This window comes from Natronospirillum sp. (assembly GCF_022565775.1).
Classification (GTDB): Bacteria; Pseudomonadota; Gammaproteobacteria; order Pseudomonadales; family Natronospirillaceae; genus Natronospirillum.
Map to the genome: position 1 here is coordinate 1 of NZ_JAIUMC010000015.1, position 16,790 is coordinate 16,790.

Annotated in this window: 16 protein-coding genes and 1 other RNA gene; 6 read left to right on the forward strand and 11 right to left on the reverse strand. The window is 59.0% G+C overall.

The annotated features are described in order from the left end of the window. Positions 1-245 precede the first annotated feature (245 nt). Entirely contained in the window at positions 246-1,112 is an 867-nt protein-coding gene (locus tag LAT62_RS05200) for an undecaprenyl-diphosphate phosphatase (protein WP_293379997.1), read from the forward strand. A gap of 2 nt (positions 1,113-1,114) precedes the next feature. On the opposite strand, the gene LAT62_RS05205 is transcribed toward LAT62_RS05200, so the two are convergent. Together LAT62_RS05205 and LAT62_RS05210 are read right to left on the reverse strand one after the other, a co-directional pair. Continuing rightward, positions 1,115-2,353 (reverse strand): hypothetical protein, encoded by a 1,239-nt coding sequence (locus LAT62_RS05205; protein WP_293379999.1) that lies wholly within the window; start codon positions 2,351-2,353, stop codon positions 1,115-1,117. Between the two features lie 62 nt (positions 2,354-2,415). Beyond that, positions 2,416-3,063: a hypothetical protein gene (locus LAT62_RS05210; protein ID WP_293380001.1), complete on the reverse strand. Its 648-nt coding sequence runs from the start codon at positions 3,061-3,063 to the stop codon at positions 2,416-2,418. 144 nt (positions 3,064-3,207) lie between these two features. Here LAT62_RS05210 and LAT62_RS05215 point away from each other — a divergent pair, with 144 nt between their 5' ends. The 3 genes from LAT62_RS05215 to argE all read left to right on the forward strand — a co-directional run bounded on the left by LAT62_RS05215 (position 3,208) and on the right by argE (position 5,717). Then, the gene (locus tag LAT62_RS05215) at positions 3,208-4,005 is read left to right on the forward strand and encodes a hypothetical protein (protein WP_293380004.1); all 798 of its coding nucleotides are present in this window, start codon (positions 3,208-3,210) and stop codon (positions 4,003-4,005) included. Then, positions 4,002-4,493, forward strand: a complete 492-nt coding sequence (rimI, locus tag LAT62_RS05220; protein WP_293380008.1) for a ribosomal protein S18-alanine N-acetyltransferase — start codon at positions 4,002-4,004, stop codon at positions 4,491-4,493. The genes LAT62_RS05215 and rimI overlap by 4 nt, the downstream gene beginning before the upstream one ends. 63 nt (positions 4,494-4,556) lie before the next feature. Beyond that, positions 4,557-5,717: an acetylornithine deacetylase gene (argE, locus tag LAT62_RS05225; RefSeq protein ID WP_293380011.1), complete on the forward strand. Its 1,161-nt coding sequence runs from the start codon at positions 4,557-4,559 to the stop codon at positions 5,715-5,717. On the opposite strand, the gene LAT62_RS05230 is transcribed toward argE, so the two are convergent. The 9 genes from LAT62_RS05230 to LAT62_RS05270 all read right to left on the reverse strand — a co-directional run bounded on the left by LAT62_RS05230 (position 5,702) and on the right by LAT62_RS05270 (position 15,185). Next, a complete protein-coding gene (locus LAT62_RS05230; protein ID WP_293380014.1) occupies positions 5,702-8,269 on the reverse strand; it encodes an EAL domain-containing protein in 2,568 nt (855 codons plus the stop codon). The genes argE and LAT62_RS05230 overlap by 16 nt on opposite strands. Before the next feature lie 120 nt (positions 8,270-8,389). After that, positions 8,390-8,776, reverse strand: coding sequence for a glycine cleavage system protein GcvH (gcvH, locus tag LAT62_RS05235; RefSeq protein ID WP_293380017.1), 387 nt, complete (start codon positions 8,774-8,776; stop codon positions 8,390-8,392). 48 nt (positions 8,777-8,824) lie between these two features. Beyond that, entirely contained in the window at positions 8,825-9,352 is a 528-nt protein-coding gene (gene ppa / locus LAT62_RS05240; protein ID WP_293380020.1) for an inorganic diphosphatase, read from the reverse strand. A 56-nt stretch (positions 9,353-9,408) separates the two neighbouring features. Then, positions 9,409-10,689, reverse strand: a complete 1,281-nt coding sequence (aroA, locus tag LAT62_RS05245; RefSeq protein ID WP_293380023.1) for a 3-phosphoshikimate 1-carboxyvinyltransferase — start codon at positions 10,687-10,689, stop codon at positions 9,409-9,411. A 71-nt stretch (positions 10,690-10,760) separates the two neighbouring features. Continuing rightward, the gene (locus LAT62_RS05250) at positions 10,761-11,675 is read right to left on the reverse strand and encodes a universal stress protein (RefSeq protein WP_293380026.1); all 915 of its coding nucleotides are present in this window, start codon (positions 11,673-11,675) and stop codon (positions 10,761-10,763) included. Positions 11,676-11,744: 69 nt separating this feature from the next. After that, on the reverse strand, positions 11,745-12,308 hold the full coding sequence (locus LAT62_RS05255; RefSeq protein WP_293380029.1) for a BON domain-containing protein: 564 nt from the start codon (positions 12,306-12,308) through the stop codon (positions 11,745-11,747). Then, positions 12,305-12,907: an SIS domain-containing protein gene (locus LAT62_RS05260; protein ID WP_293380032.1), complete on the reverse strand. Its 603-nt coding sequence runs from the start codon at positions 12,905-12,907 to the stop codon at positions 12,305-12,307. Before LAT62_RS05260 ends, LAT62_RS05255 begins: the two co-directional genes overlap by 4 nt. Continuing rightward, positions 12,907-13,248, reverse strand: coding sequence for a YraN family protein (locus tag LAT62_RS05265; protein ID WP_293380035.1), 342 nt, complete (start codon positions 13,246-13,248; stop codon positions 12,907-12,909). The genes LAT62_RS05260 and LAT62_RS05265 overlap by 1 nt, the downstream gene beginning before the upstream one ends. After that, positions 13,245-15,185, reverse strand: a complete 1,941-nt coding sequence (locus LAT62_RS05270; protein WP_293380038.1) for a penicillin-binding protein activator — start codon at positions 15,183-15,185, stop codon at positions 13,245-13,247. The genes LAT62_RS05265 and LAT62_RS05270 overlap by 4 nt, the downstream gene beginning before the upstream one ends. A 98-nt stretch (positions 15,186-15,283) precedes the next feature. Here LAT62_RS05270 and rsmI point away from each other — a divergent pair, with 98 nt between their 5' ends. Continuing rightward, entirely contained in the window at positions 15,284-16,105 is an 822-nt protein-coding gene (gene rsmI, locus LAT62_RS05275; RefSeq protein WP_367120532.1) for a 16S rRNA (cytidine(1402)-2'-O)-methyltransferase, read from the forward strand. Between the two features lie 51 nt (positions 16,106-16,156). Next, positions 16,157-16,510: RNase P RNA component class A (gene rnpB, locus LAT62_RS05280), an RNA gene on the forward strand. Positions 16,511-16,790 lie beyond the last annotated feature (280 nt).

The window sequence follows — 16,790 nt, forward strand, 5'->3', positions numbered from 1 at the left end:
GCCCACGGCCTACAATTGAGCCACCCTGTAGGCGCCGGCCTTGGCCGCGCTCGGGGCCGCAGGCCCCTCCATTGGGCGGCTGCGCCGCCGAGCACGACTCACGTCGTTGGCCTACAGGGTGTTTTGCCTCCACTGTAGGCGCGCGCCTTGGCCGCGCTTCTCGGCATGTACTCCACTTCCAATCCTGTGCCGCAGCCTGTATAAAGAGGCGCTTTTGACGCACAATCTTTATTCATGGAGGAACCATGGCGATCTGGGTAGCCATTGTACTGGGTGTGGTGCAGGGCATTTTCATGTTCCTGCCAGTGAGCTCGACGGCTCATCTTGTACTCAGTCAGCATTGGCTCATACAACAGGGCTTTGATCTGCCTCCGCCTGAAAGTGCCGAGATGGTCCTGTTCGACCTGGTCGTTCATGTCGGCACCCTGGTATCCATTGTTGTTGTGTTTCGCAAAAGCCTGTTCAAGGTCATCGGTGGCGTGCTGCGGGATACCGGCCACTGGCTCTCCGATGGCGGGCGCATTCGGCGGGAATTGCTGTTTCTCAGGCTGGCTTTTCTGTGCGCCTTCTCGTTGCTGGTGACCGCCGTTATCGGCTTCTCTTTCCGCGGCATGTTCAATCTGGTCTTTGCCTCGCCGGTGATGGTGGCGGGTACGTTGACGCTGACCGGTATTCTGCTTTGGTGGACAGACACCCTGGCGCGTCGGCCCCTCGGCTTGCGCAGGATCAATCTGCGCGTGGCCGGCATTATAGGGCTGGCCCAGGGTCTGGCCCTGATTCCGGGATTGTCGCGCAGCGGCATGACCATCACATTCGCCTTGTTTGCCGGCCTCAAGCGCAAATGGGCTGCTGAATACAGCTTCTTTCTGGCCATTCCAACCATCCTTGCTGCATCTGCGGTGCAATCGCTGGAGGTGTTGCTGGATGGCGGTCTGCAGGCGCTCAACTGGACTGTGATGGGCGTTGGCTTTGTGGTCTCTGCACTGGTTGGCATTGTGGCGCTGAAGATTGTTCTGGTGATGCTCTACAAGGCCCGCCTGAGAATATTCTCATTCTATCTCTGGGGCCTGGCCATCGCTGTCGGGTTCGGCTTTCTACAGGTCGGCTATTGAATTCAGAACAGGTATCGCCATTCGGTGGAGAATTGGGTCTCACCGTCGAGATCCGCAAAGGGTGTGCCGTCATCGGCCAGGTAGTGGGTGAGTGCGGTTTCCAGCTCCATACGTGGTGAAAAGCGCCACATTCCGCTGACTATGCCCGCCAGCACTGGTTCCGTCAGAGAGCTGTAGCCGGTCAGCGTGGTCTCCAGGCGCTGGTCCAGCCAGCTTTCCTGCCAGGACACTGCCATGTCACTGCCCCAGATTTGTGACTCCGACAGGTCAGAGTCGTCAAGCCACCAATATAGGGTAAGGTACCCAGACCAGCGGCCATAAACTGGGCTGTTGAAGTCCACGCCAACGGCACCATCCAGGCGGTCTCTTGTGCCGCCAAGGGCGACTGGTGCCGGCTCCGCAATGGTCGCCGGGTTGGCCGGCCGTAACCCTGACTTGTAGGCCAGTTCAGCTTTCCACTCGGTAGGCCCTACAGGGAGAGTTGCCCCCATGCCCAACAGGCTATAGGGGGTCAGGTCGGCTTCCGTTGCCTGTGCTTCAGAGCGTGTTGCTGTGTCAGGAACCAGCATTGCCGCGTTGGCAAAGAAGGTGCCCCGAACACCCTGCCACTGCAGTTGTGCGCCGAACTCCGGCGACAGATCGTCTGTGGCAGGGGTGAGTACCGGATCGTCTGCCAATTCAGGGGCAAAGCCGGGTGTAGGCGTGATAAAGAACGACAGTGACTGGTCCGCAAATTCCACTGCAGTGCGCAGGCTCAGCTGTGGTGCCTTCTGGCGCTGAATGTCAGCATCAGCGGACAGCGCCTGCGGACTGATCACATCGAGCACTCCGGCACCCGGGATGGCACCCCAGCGCAGGGCCTGCCAACCAGCATCAGTTTCGAACCTGCCGCGATCATGACGCAGGGCTGCCTCATGAATCCGACCTTCAAAGCGGAGTCGGTCATCGGTGATAGCGTCAAAGCGTGTCGGGTACAGGACCCGGGCCTCGGCATCGACACGAAAGACCAGCGACTCTGTCGCCGGATGCAGGTATCTGCTGCGCAGTCGACTGGACAAATCAGTGACCGCGTCACCACGCTCGCCCTCCCAGCGGTTGGAAACAACAGAGGTTATCTGAGGCGGGGGCGGCACTGTGCGGTACCCCATGGCTTCCGGGTCCATGGAATAGTCATCAAGCAGAAAAAGATCAACTCCCGGAGAGGTTGCCAGCGCGCACTGAGCGACCAAGAGACCTAACACGCAGCCGGCTCTGATCCAGTTCGAACAGGGCCTCTGTGTTTCGCACCCCTGGTTAATTGGTGTCAATCCGGACATGTGAGTAACGACTCCGGTGCAAGAAGATAGAACTCGAAGTGGTCAGCTGTTTCCGGGCTGTCGAGTGCTTCCCTGAGCGTTCTGGCCAATGGGCTGCTGCCCGTCGCAGCTGACGCCGTACCCTCGGTATGAATAATCAGGGCACCATAGGTCCAGTCAGCTGAAAACAGTCGCCATTCCAGGTCGGCATCACCGGCTGCCCGGTTGCCAATGGCATTAAGCATGCCGGCACTGTTCGGAATCGGATTGGGAATCAACGCTTCCATCCTGGGTGGCCGATGTTCAGGAAAAAGAACGTACGCATTGCTCAAAGACTCTACGTGGAATGATGACTGAGGCTCGTTGAGGTCGTCGGAAACAAGGTCCTGACCCAATGTATCGTGCAGTATTCGCAGCAACGACAGCGACCGATGGGAAAACACGTTATCATCTGACGGTCGGTACAGTAAGACGACACCCTCGGCAGTAGCATAGGGCAAACGGAAGGCCTGGCTGACTTCCGGCAGATGCTCGCTTGCCAATGTGAACTCGGGGCAGGCCTTATGACCTCTTGGCCACAACAGCGCCAGGGTGCCAGCCAGTAACAGCGTAACGATAAACAGCACGACCAGTTGGCCGTTGGTAGGCTTGGGCACGGGACCATATTCCGACAGTTGATCTGCCGAAGCAGTGTAGGGTCTGTTTGTCTGCTCTGTCCAGTACCGCGGTATCGTGTCAGTGTAACTTTGATGCTGTAAACTAATGCGTCTATGCGGAATACTTTCAGATGATGTCAACCTATGAATGCTGAGCGGGAAATGCTGCGCACCCAATACCTGGAGACCATGGGTGTTACCTCCTGGTATTGCCGGGTGCGCCCGGCGCGTGGTGTGAGGCTGGACTGGCCGGCAGAAATGGTTATTGCACGCGCAGAGCATAAGACGCACCCCGACCCGCAGCAGGCCCCGGGGACTGAGCAGGTCACCAACGCGGCCACCCTGTTGGAGAGTGCTGCGCAACAGGCCGCTGACGCACCTGCTGCAACCAGCGCGCAAAGCGTACCCGCGGTTACTGAGCCGGTGCAGGAAGAGCATGGAGCCGGTATCGCCAATGAAGGCACTGTGCAGACCGGGCAGGGCGTCGAGTTCAAGCAACGCTGGTGGGCCCATGACGGCTGGCTGATAGTTGATACCCGCCCAGCCGCCATGCCTGCTGAGCAACAGCGTCAGGCAGATAGATTGCTGGCGGCTCTGGCACAGACCCTGTGCGGAGAGCGCAAGCCGACGTTGGCATATCGCATCGACTGGCCCTTGTTCGTCAATCGTTCGATCAAGCATGACGCGGAAGAAGCACGCTTCTACCTGCAGCAGAAATGGCAGGCCGTGCAGCAGCAATCACCGATACGTCGTGTGTTGATGCTGGGCGAGCAGACTCCGGAACTGCTCGGCCTGGTCCCGGACGACCTGGGCACACCCATTTGGCAACAGGACAATATCTCCTGCTGCAGCGGTCCGGCCATTGCGGAAATGCTGCACTTGCCGGCAGAAAAACGCCGTCTCTGGAAAGATCTCAGAACCTGGCTGGTGGGCGCTGAATGATCCATCTGCGGCCGCTTCGTGAAGATGATCTGACCTTGTGTCATGACATCGACCGCAGGGTATCCAACCACCCCTGGCCGCTGGACATATTTCGGCGCGGACTGCAGAAGAATCATTGGGCTCGGGTTGCCGTTGACGAGGCGGACAGACCCTATGCCTTCTGCATCTGCCTGCTGGTCGCGGATGAATTGTCAGTGCTCAATATCGCCGTGGACCAATCCAGGCAACGGCAGGGCGTGGCCCGGCACATGATCACGGCTGCCCTGGAAGCCGGACGTGCACATGGCGCTGATCAGGCGTTTCTGGAGGTTCGGCAATCCAACCTGCCCGCCCAGGCACTCTACGCCAGTATGGATTTCAATGTGGCGGGTGTGCGTGAAAACTATTATCCGGCCCGCGCGGCTTGCAGATCAGACAGCATCACCGAGGGTTCACCACCCATGCGGGGTCGCGAACATGCACTGATTATGGCCCGCACCCTGCTTTGACTGTGCTAGAGTAAAGGGTCACCCAGAACACGCAGAAAGACTGCTCGGAGCAAGAGGTAACCCATGACCACGCGTGATCCCACCATAGAAGACCTGCTGGCCAGACTGGTCAGTTACGATACCACCAGCCGCAACTCCAACCTGCCGCTGATAGACTGGGTTGAACAGTGGCTGAGCGACTATGGTGTCCATGGCGAGCGCGTTTATGACGAGAGTGGTCAGAAGGCCAACTTTTTTGCCACCATCGGCCCGGCCGGTGTGCCGGGCTATGTCCTGTCCGGGCATACGGATACCGTTCCGGTGGACGGTCAGGACTGGCATACCAATCCCTATGAAATGGTTCGCAAAGAAGGCCGACTCTATGGCCGGGGCACTGTCGACATGAAGGGCTTTCTGGCCTGTTGCCTGTCGCGCGTGCCGGACATGGTGCGTGCGGACCTGAAGGCACCCATTCATCTTGCCTTCTCCTATGACGAAGAAGTGGGCTGTCAGGGTGTGCCAAGGCTGTTGCAGGTACTGCGGGACCGGCCCGTAAAACCTCGCGCCTGTTTCGTTGGCGAGCCGTCCTCCATGGAGGTTGTGGTGGCCCACAAGGCGAAGCAAAGTTATCGCGCCGACTTTACCGGCTTGGCCTGCCATTCTTCCCAGGCACCGCACGGGGTTAACGCCATCAGTTACGCTGCCCGCCTGGTGCAGCATCTGGATGCTCTGGCACAGAAGCTGGCTGAGGGGCCGAGTGGTGAGCTGTACGATGTGCCGGTATCGACCGCGCACGTCGGCGTGATGCGCGGTGGTGCGGCACTGAATATCGTGCCTGAACGCTGCACCGTCGACTTTGAATTCCGGGTTCTGCCGAGTGAAGATATCGATGCCATAGCCGCCGAAGTGGCTGATTATCTGGCGACACTGGATGCTGAGATGAAGGCCCGCTACGAAGAATGTGGTGTGAAATTGTCACAGTTATCGGCATTTCCGGGGCTCGACACTTCGCCGGAGGCAGAGGTGGTCCGGCTGGCCTGTGAGCTGGCCAATGCGCCCGACTATCGAAAGGTAGCCTACGGCACGGAGGCGGGCCTGTTTTCTCAGACCCTGGGCGTGCCTACTGTGGTTCTGGGTCCTGGGTCCATTGATCAGGCGCACAAGCCGAATGAATTTGTGGCCGTTGATCAGTTGGAGCGGTGCGGGCAGTTTCTGGATCGATTGCTGGTTCATTGCAGCCGCTGATTGCCGGCAACCGGTGCCGGCTGTCTGGCTTCACGCAATTTCTGTACGGTCTGTTGAAAGGTGCTGATGGGCTCAGGCCGGTTGAACAGGTAACCCTGAAATGAATCGCACTGGTGGCTGAGCAGAAACTGCTGATGTTCAGCCGTCTCTACCCCTTCTGCAACGACACACATACCCAGGTTATGCGTCAGGCCGATTATGGCGTCGACAATGGTGCTGTCCGGCCCGTCGATATCCAGTCGTGCATGGCGGATGAATGACTGGTCGATCTTGACCTCATCGAAGGGCAGGCGGGTCAAATAGGCCAGCGAAGAGTAGCCGGTGCCGAAATCGTCCATCGCGAAGCTCAGGCCGTGCTCTCGCAACTGCAGCATCTTGCTGGCGGAGTCCTGAAGGTCACTAAGCACCATCGACTCTGTCAGTTCCAGCTTGAGACGATCAGGCGGAAAGTCGTACCGGTTGATCGTCGCCATAACCGACTGCACAAAGGCGGCCTGGTGAAACTGGCGGGCACTGATATTGACCGCCATATGCAAATCACTGAAGGCTTCGTCTCTGGCCCAGATTTCTAGTTGTGCGCAGGCGGCACTCAGCACCCACTCTCCTACCGGTATGATCAGGCCCGTCTCCTCCGCCAGCCCGATGAACCCGCCTGGTCCCAGCAGGCCGCGTTCCGGGTGTTGCCACCGGACCAGCGCTTCGGCCCCATTGGGTTCCCCGTTGCGGTTGATCTGTGCCTGATAGTGCAATTCAAGCTGCTCGGCCTTGAGCGCGGCGCGCAGTTCCCGCTCCAGTTTGAAACGTTCTTCAAGTGCCGCATGGATGTTCGGGTCGAAAAAGCGGATCTCGTTGCGGCCAGATGATTTTGCCTGATACATGGCCACGTCAGCGCGTCGCAACAGTTCCTCGACCGAATCGTTTTCACCCTTGTACATGCAAATACCCAGGCTTCCCGCGCACTGGTAGAGGGTCCCATTGAGATCGACCGGTTCGCTCATCACGGCAAGCAGTTTCTCCGCGATCTGCTCTGCCTCCAACGCAGCTCTCTGGTCCGATGGATCAAGATCGCTGACAATCACGACAAATTCATCGCCTCCCAGGCGGGCTACCGTGTCATGCGCCCGCAGACAGGATTTCAGTCGATCCGCCACCTCGCGCAGGAGTTTGTCGCCCACGGTGTGGCCCATGGTGTCATTGAGCGACTTGAAGTCGTCCAGGTCAATGAAGATCAGGGCCCCTGGCTGCAAATCGCGTTCACTGGCCGCGCAGGCCTGTTCGAGACGGTCGTTGAACAGTCGGCGATTAGGCAGCCCGGTCAGGGTGTCATAGAAGGCCAGTTGATGGATGATGTCTTCGGATTGGCGGCGTTCCGACACATCCATGATAAATCCGCTCCACAATACCGAGCCGTCAGCATCTTCTTCCGGCTGTGCATTGCCCTGCAGCCAGCGTTCTTCACCATCCGGCTTGCAGACCCGGTATTCGTGTTGCCAGGGCGTCATGGTCTCTGCTGAGCGCTGAATGGAGACCATGACTTCCTCCAGATCCTCCGGGTGAATAACCCGCGTCAGAATGTCAGCGTCCTGTTGCACCGCTTCGGGTTCCACACCATAGATCTGGCGAATGGCTTCGCTGGTATAGGGGAACGACATGGCGCCGTCAGGTGTCAGGCGAAACTGATAAACCATGCCCGGGAGGCGGGTGACGATCTTGCGGAAACGATTCTCCAGATGCCGTGAACTGGCTTCGCTGCGTTCGCGCTCCAGTTCCGCCAGCAGCATCCTTTGTCGCATGGCGGTAGCCAGTGTCGAGGAGGCAAGAATGATCAGGCTGGCAAACACGGCGACAGACGCAAGCAGTGTCTGGTCAAGGGCCGGACCATGCAGTGCAGGTGGTCGCTCACTGGGCAGAAACACGGTGGCACTCATGGCGACATAATGCATGCCGGATACCGCCAACCCCATGAGTACCGCCATGGACAGCTTAAGAGTGACCGGGTCCAGCCTGACTGAACGCAAAATTCTGGGTACGGCAAGGGCAAAGGTTGCCAGCAGAACGGCGGTAGCAATCGACAGGGCAAATTGCCATGGGTTGTAGGCAATGTCAGCCACCGTCACCATGGCCCCCATGCCGGTATAGTGCATGATGCCGATACCCGCTCCCATCAGCACACCACCGGTTACAATGCGCCGATATCCCGGGTCGGGCTGATGGATGATGACCAGGGTCACCAGTCCGGCCACAAAGGCTGGTACTACTGAGGTGAGCGTGAGGTTAAGGTCGTAAGTGATGTCGACCGGCATCTGGAAGGCCACCATGCCGGTAAAGTGCATGGTCCAGATGCCCACGCCCATCGCCATTCCGCCGCTGGTCAGCCAGCTCATTCGGGCGAGCAAGGAACGCGAGTTGCGAATCAGCTCGACATGGCTGAAGCTGGCGAAAGCTGCAAAAATGGCGATCAGAATCGAGATGATCACCAGGGCAGGGGAATACTGGCCGGTGTGAGCGGCGTGTACCGGATGCTCCGGACTGGTGAACTGCAGAGGAATCATTATTGCTGAGCTGCCTCAGTATGGCACCTCTACCAGTGTAGTCATCTTTTCTCGGTCACGCAGCCCGCCTGGAGCCGCGTGCCGAGAGGCGCACCTGGGTGCAGGTGGCACAGAGTGGTGTCAGGTGTCGGCGCAGTGATCGATGTAAGAGTCTGCATCCATCAGGTCATCGAGCTCGCCGGTATCTGTAACGCGCATGCGATAGAACCAGCCATCCTCGAATGGATCGCTGTTCACCAGCTCAGGCGCCTCTTCCAGCGCCTCGTTGATGGCCAGAATGGTTCCGGTCGCCGGGGCATAGATATCGGAAGCGGACTTCACCGACTCGACCACGGCGATGCTGTCGCCTGCGGTCACTGCTGCGTCGACCTCCGGCAGTTCGACAAACACCACATCACCCAGCTGTTCCTGGGCAAAGTCGGTGATGCCGACCGTAATGACATCCCCGTCAACAAGTATCCACTCATGGGTGGGGGTATAACGCAGATCTCCTGGCGTATTGCTCATGCGCTGCTCTCCTCTGTGCGTGCAACAGGTGCGTAACAGTCCAACTGATTACCCATTATAGGCCTTGGCACTGGCCATCACAGCCTCGCGAGCCGCATCGGCACCACGCCAGCCATCGACCTTGACCCATTTGCCTTTTTCCAGCGTTTTGTAGTTTTCAAAGAAGTGCTTGATCTGCTCAATGAGCAGCGGTGGCAGATCTTCAATATCCTCTACGTGGTCGTACAGGCTGGTCAGCTTGCGATGTGGTACAGCGACCAGCTTGGCGTCCGAACCGGCTTCGTCGGTCATGTCCAGAATGCCCACCGGGCGAGCCCGTATCACCGAGCCGGGCGCCACCGGATAAGGCGTCACCACAAGCACATCCAGCGCATCACCATCCGGTGCCAGGGTCTGCGGGATATAACCGTAATTGGCAGGGTAGAACATGGGAGTGGCCATGAACCGGTCGACCATCAGCGCGTCAAAATCCTTGTCGATCTCGTACTTGATGGGATCGGCATTGGCGGGAATTTCGATGGCGACAAAAAAGTCGTCGGGCAGATTCTTGCCTGCCGGAATGCTGTTGTAACTCATGCTGTTGTCCTCCAGATGTTGATGAAACTGTGTGCCTGAACTTTGCGCCAGGCCACTCAGGCTGTCAAAGCCCGGAATCGGTCGAAATAGTCGGGAAACGTCTTGGCCGTGCAGTTCGGGTCCAGAATGGTGACAGGTGCATTGCCAAATGCTGCCAGTGAGAAGCACATGGCGATTCGGTGATCGTCATAGGTTTCTATGTCTGCCGGGTGGAGCGCTCCGGCCGGGGTAACCGAAATCCAGTCTTCACCCTCTTCGACGACGGCGCCCAATTTGCGCAGTTCCGTGGCCATGGCGCTCAGGCGGTCGGTTTCCTTGACCCGCCAGTTGTAGATATTGCGGATAACGGTCGGGCCCTCGGCAAACAGAGCCGTGGTGGCAATGGTCATGGCGGCATCTGGAATGTGGTTGAGGTCCACATCCACGCCTTTCAACGTGCCGCGCTCCACCTCTATCCAGGTATCGCTCCAGGTGACCCGAGCCCCCATCTGCTCCAGAACTTCGGCAAAGCGCACATCGCCCTGCACGGATGCCGTACCGGTACCATGCACCCGCACGCGCCCGCCGGCTATGGCGGCTGCGGCGAGAAAATAGGAGGCAGAAGAGGCATCCCCTTCCACCATGATCGAGCCGGGTGACTGATAGCGTTGATTGCCTTTCACGTGAAAGGCCTGGTAGCTCTGATTGTCGACCTCGACGCCGAACCGGCGCATTACATCGAGTGTGATGTCGATATAGGGCCTGGACACCAATTCACCCTCGACCTCGATGGTCAGATCTCCGTCGGCCAGCGGCGCCGCCATCAGCAGCGCGGTCAGAAACTGGCTGGAGATATTGCCGCGAATGCTGACTCTGCCGCCCTTCAGTCCGCTGCCCCTGATACACAGAGGCGGGTAGCCTTCAGTACCCAGGTAGTCGATATCGGCACCCAGAGGTCGCAAGGCGTCGACCAGATCACCAATAGGTCGTTCATACATGCGCGGCACACCTTCCAGTGTGAACTCACCGTCGCCCAGACAAAGGGCCGCCGCCAACGGGCGCATTGCGGTGCCGGCGTTGCCAAGAAACAGGGTCACCGGGTTGGCAGCACTGAGTGGCCCCCCGTTGCCCTCGACGCGACACCGAGAGCGATCGGCATTGACGTCGATTCGCACGCCAAGCGCAGTCAGCGCTTCCAGCATGCGGTCAGTGTCATCACTGTGCAACAGATTGGTAATCTCGGTGGTGCCTTCGGCCAGAGCTGCCAGCAAAAGGATTCGATTGGACAGACTTTTCGAGCCTGGAATGGTGACTTCACCGTCAATTGAAGACAGTGGTTGCAGGGTAAGGCGTTCCATGAATAGCAGTCGGCTTGTGCTGTGTGAGTAATCAGGTCGGGCTATTGTAGCGGCCTGACCGAGGGAAGCAATCAGCTTCCAGATTGGTCTGTCTTGATCACCAGAACATCACAGCTGATGCGGTCGAGAATTTTTTCTGCCGTATGCCCGATCAACCAGCGATTGATGCCTTCCCGGGTCTGGGCACCCAAGATGACCACGTGGCTGCCGGTCTGGCTGACCAGCTCGGGAATGGTGGAGGAGGGCGTGCCGGCTTCAAGCCGACCCATGGTGCGCGGAAGGCCTGTTTCGTCCAGCAGGGCATCCAGTGCCTCCTGATGCTGATCGGCCAGCGCTTCCGTAATCGGGGTGGTATCAGGTACGGGGGGGTCCATATACACGATGAAAGGCGTCGGGTCATAGACGTTGAGCACTTCCAGTTCAGTGGACAGCGCATCCTGCCAAACCCTGGATTGCAGCAGTATGGCCTTGTCCAGCATGCGCGGAGCCGACCCCTGTTCTATCGGATCGACGCAGGCTGTCAGGCGCATGCCCTTCTCTGGCCAGGGAGCGTCCTTGACCAGCAGCACCGGCAACCGGCTGCAGCGCATCAGATCCCAATCCGTGGAACTGAAAAAGGTGCGCTGAACCACATTCTGGTGATGCGTGCCTTTCAGGATGAGGTCGAATGTCTGTTCGCTGACCACCCTCTCAATCGCCGTCCAGGCATGCTTGCACCAGGCGACCCGGGTGCTGACGTCCAGCCCGCGCTCGCGCAGGGAATGCGCAAAGGACTCGAGTTTGGCTTCCTGTTCGCGCAGAAAGCCAGCCTGCTGGCTTTCTGCCTTGCTGCTGTCGTCCCCGGACAGGCTGCGTGCCAGTGCCGCATTGAACACCACCGAAAACAATACCAGTGGAGCCTGCCAGCGGCGCGCCAGGTATTCGGCCTTGTGCACCACGGGCAGGTTGTCTTCGGAAGGATCCAGATAAACTAGGATGGGGTTCATGGCACCGGCTCCTGCTTGTAATAGTTATTACTCAGCATAGCGCGTAAACCGGTGGCTGTGGACCCCGGTTCAATCAATATAGTCGAAAATCGACACGACGCGCTGCACGCCGTCCACCGCGGCGGCGTTCTGCTCGGCAATCTGACCCTGTTCACGCGTGACCAGTCCCATCAGGTAGACCGTGCCTTCCTGAGTGGTAATGACCACACGGCGTGAGGGGAAATCCGCCGTCAGGGTCAGACGCCCCTTGACCCGGACACTGATCCACTGATCCGTGGAGCGCATTTCGGCCGTTGGACGGCTGCCGACCCTCAGTTCATTGTGCAGCAGGCGGGCCCGACGGAACTGACGCACGACCTCAGTAGCCTCGTCAATCATGCTCTGGGCCGGAACTCGCCCGGTGATCAGGATGCGGGCGTTATGAGATACCACCTTGATCCGCGCGTCGGAGAACCGTTCGTCTGCATCGACCAGGCGCTCGCGGATTCGCAGCTCCAGGTCACTGTCATCAATGGCAGCGCCTACCGACAGACTGGAATCGTCACCGCGCTGGCCTTCACTGCCGCCAAAGAGTGAACAGCCTGCTGTCAGCAACAGCAGAGCAAGACCAATTGGCAGTAACAGAACTCTCACGATGACACGTCCTCCGAACCAAAAATGCTGCGATCAACCAGCTCACACAAGCGATGGACCAGCATGGTATGAGCCTCCACGGCGCTTGAACCACTGCCTGGAGTAGCAATCTCCAGATCTTCCGGCGTCAGCAGTGAAACGACATCCTCGCCAATCCGGCAGGAAAACGCCAGCACCCTCAGACCTCGATTGTGCGCCGCCTGGATGGCCTGAACCAGACTTCCGGCCCGTGTACCATGATTGAACACGACCAGCAGATCCTGTGATTGTGCCAAAGCCTGGATGGGCTTGGCGAAAATATCATTGATACTGGATTCTACGCCAATCTGGGAAATCAAAGCGGAATTATTGCTCAGATTGATCGCGGGCAGTGCGGGCCGATCCAGATCATAGCGATGCAGCAGGTAGCTGCACAGCAACTGGGCTGTCGCCGCACTTGGACCACTGCCGCAGACCAGCACCTTGCCTTCATTGAGAAAGGTATCGCACAGCAGTCGATTGGCCACCAGCATCCGCTGCAGGCTCTGGTCAGCCGTTTCCTGCAGGTGTTCAATGGTGTCTACCGTGCGCTGGGTCAGCAGGGCCAGATCATCCTGCATCAGAATGCGTTCCTTATCCAGGTGATTTCATCAGTGCCCAGATTAACCTCCACCACATCGAAGCGGCAAGGCTGCTGACTGGCCTGCTGACGCTGCAGGTAGCCCTCAGCTGTTCGGCGCAACTTGAGTTGCTTGCTTCGGGTAACAGCGGCGAGTCCACCGCCAAACGTCTGGCTGCGCCTAGCCTTGACCTCCACAAAGACCCAGGCCGGGCCTTCGCGCATGACCAGGTCCAGTTCACCCATGCGCATCCGAACCTGCTGCGCCACCAGTCGCATGCCCTGCGTCTCCAGGTACCGTGCGGCTCGCGTCTCTGCAGCCGTGCCTACAGCCTGATTCATTGCAGTACCGGTTCTGAATGCAGCGCTTCGTCGCTCAGTGCCGGCGTATTGCCGGGCAGGGGTGCGAGACGGCCGTTGATGAACTCGGCCCACATAAGTTCGCGCTCGATCTGGCCGTGCTCATTAAGGCGCAGCACGCCGGTGTGTCCTCGGTAGCGAGCCTGTGGGTCGCTGTCCAGATAGGCCAGTTGCGGTACCAGATGCCAGGCATCCAGTCCCATCGCATAAAGACGGGCATGGGTGTCATACTGGTCCATGCCCAGCGCCTCCAGTTCAGCCTGCACGGCTGAGTTCTCGAGCCGCCAGGGTATTTCCACCACGTGGATACCGGTCAGATCCTGATCTCGGCCACTTTTGGTGGTAGAGACAATCGAAGAGGTCGCGAGTATCGGGATATCTTCGGCGTACTGGAAGTCCAGCAGCGGACGAAGCTGTCGGGCCTGGTCGGGCTCTACTGCCATGAAGATGAAATCCAGATCCTTGCGTCGACGCGGCTCGGACTCTACCGACGTGCCCACGACAGCGCGGATATTGGTCGCCCGCTGTTCACTCTGGTTGATATCCAGCAAGGAGCGCACCTGAGCCAGGTAACGCCGACCATCATCCTGTGCCGGAATGGCCTCGGTGCGCACCAGTTCACCGCCAAGCAGAGTCCATTCGTCGCGGAAGGCTTCGGCTACCCGATCACCCCAACTGCCGGTGGGTCGAATCGCCGCGGCAACACGATGGCCGTTCTGCCAGGCGTGGCGTGCCACCTGGCGGGCTTCATCTTCTGGCGCCAGGGCAAACTGGGTGACTCGATCATTGCTGATCACCGAGCGTTCGGTGCGGTTCAGGGCAAGCACGGAAATCGGCAGGTCATCAACCGACTCCACTCGAATGACCTGATCGCGCCCCAGCGGGCCGATCACGAAGTCTGCACCAGCCTCCACAGCCTCAATCAGGATCTGTCTGATATCGCCCCCGTTTTCATCATAGAAGGCCAGTTCGGGCACATCCTGCCCCTGGTTCAGAGCCGTGAAGTAGCCGGCAAGAAAACCGTCCGCCACAGCCTGCCCCGGACCACTGAGGGAGCCTTCTGTCGGCAGAATCAAGGCAATCTGTTCCGGCTGGCTGCTGACGCTCTCGGTCAGCCGCGCCAGGCTTTCCGGTAGATTGCGGGCGGCCGGATGGTTGGGGTTGGCCTCCTGCCAGACTTCGATCTGGCCCACCAGGCGCATGGGGTTATTGCGATGCTGCTGGTAGAGTTCGGCCAATTCGAGCCAGGCCGTATAGTCCGGTGCCGCCTGGACGCCTGCCAGCGCAGACAGGGCCTCGGGTTCGGCCTGCTGCAGGTCCATCCAGATGGCCTGGACATTGCTGTCCTGCTGCTCTTCGTTCAACAGCGGGTGAATGAAGATACGCTCCCGGGCCGCGGCAATCGGGCTGCCGGTCAGAGAGTAATTCTGGGCCCGCAGCAGACTCAGCTCAATCTGCTGGGGCAATGTCAGACGATCAAACAGGTGCACCTGGTCTCCGGTCAGCCAGGCCAGCGAGCCCTGGGGGTTAAACAGCGACTGCTCCATTTTTGCCGACAAAAGCACAAAGTCGCGTTGCTTGGCTTCCGGCAGCTGATCGAATTCGAGCAGGCTGAGCAGGCGCTGGGTGTTTTCCGGTTCGCCGCGCAGGTAGAAGATCTTGGCCAGTTCGAGCGTATAGCCCTCAGTGGTTTCCGGATCCCGATTCAGCCTGATCAGCGACGACTCGCGCAGATCTGCGGGTAACTCATCAGCCAGCTCGTCGATGGGGCGATCAGTGTCGATGGACAGATCACCCAGCCCTTCTGGCGCTGTGCGCTCATCCGCGGTATCGTCCGGTTCATCTGATACCGGTGGCGTGCTGCAGGCTGCCAGAACAAGCAGCGTCATCAGGGCCACCAGACGCAGCGACATGGTCATGACGGAATTCCTATATTCACCAAGCAGGTCAATTGTATATGCCTGAGGCATCCTCCCAACGCCCTGTACCCGCGCTTTACACAGGCGCCCTGTACGTCGTGGCGACACCCATTGGTCATCTGGGCGACATCAGCCACCGGGCGCTTGCGGTGTTGCAGGGTGCGTCGCGTATTCTCGCTGAGGATACCCGGCACAGTCAGAAACTGTTGCAACATTATGGCATTGATCGCCCCCTGGTGTCTTTGCATGAGCACAATGAACGACAACGCATTGACCGGATCACGGAATGGCTTGCTGCGGGTGAAACACTGGCCCTGATCAGTGATGCCGGTACGCCCCTTATTTCCGACCCCGGTTATCCGCTGGTGGCGGCACTGGTTGAAAGTGGCCATCGGGTCGTCCCGGTGCCCGGTGCCAACGCTGCTGTTGCAGCGTTGAGTGTTGCCGGGCTGCCGACGGATCGCTTCCAGTTCTGCGGGTTTGCACCGGTCAAGGCCGGGGCCAGACGGACCTTTCTGGAGCGCTTACTGGCCTATACCGGCACCTCCGTTATTTATGAGGCTCCGCGGCGTATTATCGATACGCTGGCGCTGCTCGCCGAACTGGCCCCGCAGCGCCCGCTGGTGCTGGCGCGCGAACTGACCAAGCAATTTGAAACCGTGTTGCGGGGCAGTGCCCAGTCAGTGTTGCAGCAGGTACAGGCGGATTCGGACCAATGCCGCGGTGAGATGGTGCTGCTCATTGGTGGCGCCGAGCCACAGGACCAGCCCAGTGACCGCGTCGACCCTGATGATCTGCTGTTGACGCTGGCCGGGCTGCTGCCGCCCAAACAGGCTGCCGGAGAAGCGGCGCGGCTGCTCGGGGTGAGCAAGAACCTGCTCTATCAGCGCCTGCTGGCGCTGCGCGACGATACACGGTGAAACACAGTTGTTATTGCCTGGGCGATGGGTTTGCCGTAAGGTGCGCTCCGGCAAGTCAGCCAGGCAATCGCCGCTCGGGTAACACCGGGGGGAGGAAAGTCCGGGCTCCACAGGGCAGAGTGCCTGTTAACCGCAGGGCGGCGCGAGCCGACGGAAAGTGCAGCAGAGAGCAGACCGCCTAAGTCGCTTCGGCGACCGGTAAGGGTGAAAGGGTGCGGTAAGAGCGCACCGCATGGCTGGTAACAGTCCATGGCACGGTAAACCCCACTCGGAGCAAGACCAAATAGGGTTCCTTCAGGCGTGGCCCGCGCTGGAACCGGGTAGGTCGCTTGAGCGTGCTGGTGACAGCCCGCCTAGATGAATGATTGTCCCCGACAGAACCCGGCTTATCGGCTGGCTTGCCATCTTGTCCTTTCCGGGCTGCTTATCAGCGGCTCAAAGTTATTCTGTTTGCTTCTTTGGCATGCAATTTTTAGTGTGAAAAAATCTTGAAGTTAATGCTCAACTTTAAGTTTACATTGCATGTGACTCACTTTTATCACTTTCATTCAATGTTGCCCTGTGTTAGCACTCGCTAACAGTCCGTAACTCCCTGTCCCATAAGCATTTTTATTTGAAATGACGCCCTTACACATGGTTGCAAATGGTGGGGGTGGTGCCTATAGTGGGCGCAACCTGTGGGAGA